This is a genomic window from Candidatus Similichlamydia epinepheli (assembly GCF_003056015.1).
This window is the reverse complement of the sequence record NZ_PPEU01000069.1, coordinates 1-3,971: the sequence shown is the minus strand read 5'-3', so window position 1 is coordinate 3,971 and position 3,971 is coordinate 1. Positions and strand designations below refer to the sequence as shown.

2 protein-coding genes are annotated in these 3,971 nt (G+C 39.7%); both read left to right on the top strand.

Annotated features, from left to right (window positions below):
* Positions 1-2,157, top strand: a 2,157-nt coding sequence (locus GCCT14_RS03855) for a toprim domain-containing protein (RefSeq protein WP_157952587.1), incomplete at its 5' end; no start/stop codon positions are given.
* Between the two features lie 23 nt (positions 2,158-2,180).
* On the top strand, positions 2,181-3,971 hold a 1,791-nt coding region (locus tag GCCT14_RS03850), incomplete at its 3' end, for a DNA gyrase/topoisomerase IV subunit A (RefSeq protein WP_239978369.1).

The following is a 3,971-nucleotide window of genomic DNA, read 5'->3' as shown; positions in this document are numbered from 1 at the left end:
GTGATCGTTGAAGATAACGGTCGTGGTATTCCTGTTGATACTCATGAACGAGAATCTAAAAAAAGAGGACATTCTGTATCGGCTTTAGAAGTTGTTCTGACTGTTTTGCATGCTGGTGGAAAGTTTGATTACAACTCTTATAAAGTATCTGGAGGACTACATGGAGTAGGGATTTCCTGCGTTAATGCTCTTTCGGAAGAATTCCTTGTTAGGGTGTCTCGAGACAAAAAAACTTACGAAATGACCTTCTCGAAGGGAGTTCCCACGTCTGAGCTTTGTGTAGTTGGTTCATCAGTCTCGCACGGAACGAAAATATCTTTCTGGCCAGATAAGTCCATTTTTTCTTGTTGTGAGTATGATCACAACATTGTTCTCAAAAGAATTAGAGAATTGGCCTTTTTGAATGGTGGAGTTAAAATAGATTTTTTTGATGAGAGAAGGGACGAAAGACTTACCTTTCTTTATGAAGGGGGGTTGGATGAGTTTGTTTCTTTTTTGGAAGCCGGAAAGTCACCTGTTTTTGATTCACCACTTGTTTTTTCAGGGACAAGAGAAACAGAAAATGGTTCTATTCAAGTAGTAATAGCTTTGCGTTGGAATGTTTCTTGTTCAGAATTAATTGTTTCTTACGCAAATAATATTTGTACTAAGCAAGGTGGCAGTCATGTAACTGGATTTTGTACTGCTCTTACTCGTGTTTTAAATGGTTGGATGAAACGATCTGGCATTTCCAAGTTTGAGAAGTATTCTGTCTCAGGAGATGATGCTAGAGAGGGACTTACTGCAGTAATTTCAGTTAAATTGCCGAACCCTCAATTCGAAGGTCAAACAAAGCAACGGCTAAGCAGTGTTGAGGTTGGATCTTTTGTTCAGCAATTGACTGGAGACTGGTTAACCAGTTTTTTGGAAGAAAATCCTTCGGCTGCAAGGCAAATTTGTGAGAAGGCAATTTTATCTGCACAAGCTCGTGATGCTGCGAGAAAGGCGAGAGATCTGGTTCTAAGAAAATCTGCTCTTGACAGTGCTCGTCTTCCTGGAAAATTGATCGACTGTCAAGAGCGTGATCCAGATCTTTGTGAAATCTATATTGTTGAAGGTGATTCAGCTGGTGGTTCTGCCAAAATGGGTCGTGACCGTCGTTTTCAGGCCATTTTGCCTATAAGAGGTAAGATTCTTAATGTAGAGAAAGCAAAGCTTGATAAAGTTTTGCAAAACCAGGAAGTGCGTGCTCTTATAGCGTCTTTAGGATGTGGAATTGGTGGAGAGTCATTCAACATATCACGTTTGCGCTACAAAAAAATTATCATTATGACAGATGCGGATGTAGACGGATCACATATTCGTACCTTGCTGCTCACTTTCTTTTATCGATATATGCGCCCTCTTTTCGAGCTTGGTCATATTTACATTGCTCTTCCCCCTTTATTTCGAATGAGTCGTCAAAAAAAGTTTCAATATATTCATTCTGAAAATGAAATGAGTCGATCTTTGATTGATTTTTCTTTAAACGAAGTGACTCTGAATGCATCAGATGGGCAAATCCTTAATAATTCTGAAAAGAAAAATCTTGTTGATGTGTGCTTAGAATTAGAGCAGTTTGCTTTTTCTTGTGAAAAAGAGGCTGTCCCTTTTTTAAGTCTTCTTAAAGAAATTGATGATAGTGGAACTATACCTAGAACAGCGGTGGTTGATTCACTTGGCAAAATTTCTTTTTCCTATGGAGATGATGAAGTGCCTCTACAAAATAATGAAGAAGTCTCGAGGTTGCACCTTTCAACTTTGTCAAAGCTTCAAAAGCGCCTTGAAAAATTTTCCTTAAGTGTGTGTCATTTTTTGCTAGACAAAGGGAGTATTTTCAATTTGAAAGTTTTGCAGGAAACATTCCCTGTTTATTCTCTGAAGTCTCTTTTGGATAAGTTGAAGGATGCTGGGCGTCGTAGCGTTACTGTTCAGAGATACAAAGGTCTAGGTGAAATGAACGCAGATCAATTGTGGGAAACTACCATGGATCCAGCAAAAAGGACTTTGATTCAAGTATCGATCCGAGATGTAGAAGATACAGAATTGATGTTTGATGTTTTGATGGGAGAGGAGGTTCCTCCTAGACGCGCATTTATTGAGAAACATGCTCTTGCTGTTAGAAATTTGGATGTTTGACGCAATTCTAATTGGAGGCTCCTGTGGCAACAGAAAATAAAGACGAATCGATTGTTCTGAATAGCCTCGAAGACGAGTTGCGAGAGAACTATATGCGTTATTCGATGTCGGTGATTATTTCTCGTGCTCTTCCTGATGTGCGTGATGGGTTGAAGCCGTCTCAACGTAGAATATTGTATGCCATGAAGCAGCTATCTCTTGGTCCATCTAGTAAGCACAGAAAATGTGCTAAAATTTCTGGTGATACATCAGGAGACTATCACCCTCATGGTGAACAAGTTATTTATCCAACTTTGGTTCGAATGGCGCAACCTTGGTCTATGCGTTACCGCCTGATTGATGGTCAGGGCAACTTCGGATCGATTGATGGAGATGCTCCTGCTGCCATGCGTTATACAGAAGCTCGTATGACTCCATTTGCCCTTCTTTTAATGGAAGATTTGGACAAGCAGACTGTTGACATGCTTCCGAATTACGATGAAACAACTCATGAGCCTTCTGTATTGCCTGCTAAGCTTCCGAATTTACTTGCAAATGGCAGTTCCGGAATTGCAGTAGGAATGGCGACTAACATACCTCCTCACCATCTTGGAGAACTTGCTCGTGCAGCTCGTTTAGTGCTTGAGAAATCTGTTTCAGTTCCTCTTGAAGAAATTCTTGAAGTTATGCCTGGTCCTGATTTTCCAACAGGAGGACTAATATGTGGGCAAGAAGGAATTCATCTGACCTATGAAAGAGGGCGTGGAAAAATTGTCCTTCGTGCGAGCACTCATTTTGAAGAATTTGGCAATGATCGTGCATCCATTATCGTGGATCAGATTCCGTATGGAGTTAATAAGTCCAGGCTTGTTGAGCAGATTGCAAATTTGGTTGAAGAGAAACAAGTTCCAGCAATTTCTGATATTAGAGACGAATCGGATAAGGATGGAATCCGTGTTGTAATTGAGCTGAAAAAAGGAGAGCCTCCGGAAGTTGTATTGAATCAATTGTGGAAATTGACAGATATGCAATCTACATTTGGATGTAACTTATTAGTACTTGATCGTGGGATGCCACGAACTCTTGGAATTCGTGAAATTATTCAGTGCTGGATTGAACATAGGATTGATGTCATTCGACGTAGAAGTCGTTTCGAGCTTGGCAAGGCAGAAGAGCGTGCTCATCTTTTGGAAGGGTATATCAAAGTCATTGAGCGCTTGGATGAGGTCATTAATGTTATTAAGGGCAGCAAAGATAAAGAAAGTGCTTTGCAGATTGTTTCTGAATTGTTGCAACTTTCTAAGAGACAGGCTCAAGCTATTTTAGATCTTCGTCTTTATCAATTGACTAATTTAGAAAAAGAGAAGATTTATTCTGAACACGACTCTCTTTTAAAGAGAATTTTCACTTTCAAACATCTCCTTTCTAGTAACGATGCTGTAAAAGAACTTATCAAAGAAGAATTAATTCAACTTGAGAAGTTGGAGACATCTCCTAGACGCACGGAAATCGTTGCTGTTTGTGAAGAAATTGGTAACGAGGATCTTTTACCGAACACACCAGTTGTTGTAACCGTATCAACTGATGATTATTTGAAAAGAATGCCCATTGCTATATTTCGCCAACAACGTAGAGGTGGACAAGGTGTATCTGGATTACAATTAAGAAATGAGAGTGAGTCCCTGAAGGATATCGTTGTCGCTATGTTGCATGACCATTTACTTGTATTTACGAATTTTGGTCGTTGTTATTGGCTTAGATGTTGGCAAATAACAGAATGCAGCAGAAGGTCAAGGGGGAAGCCGTTGATCCAAATTCTAGAAAATCTTCAGAAA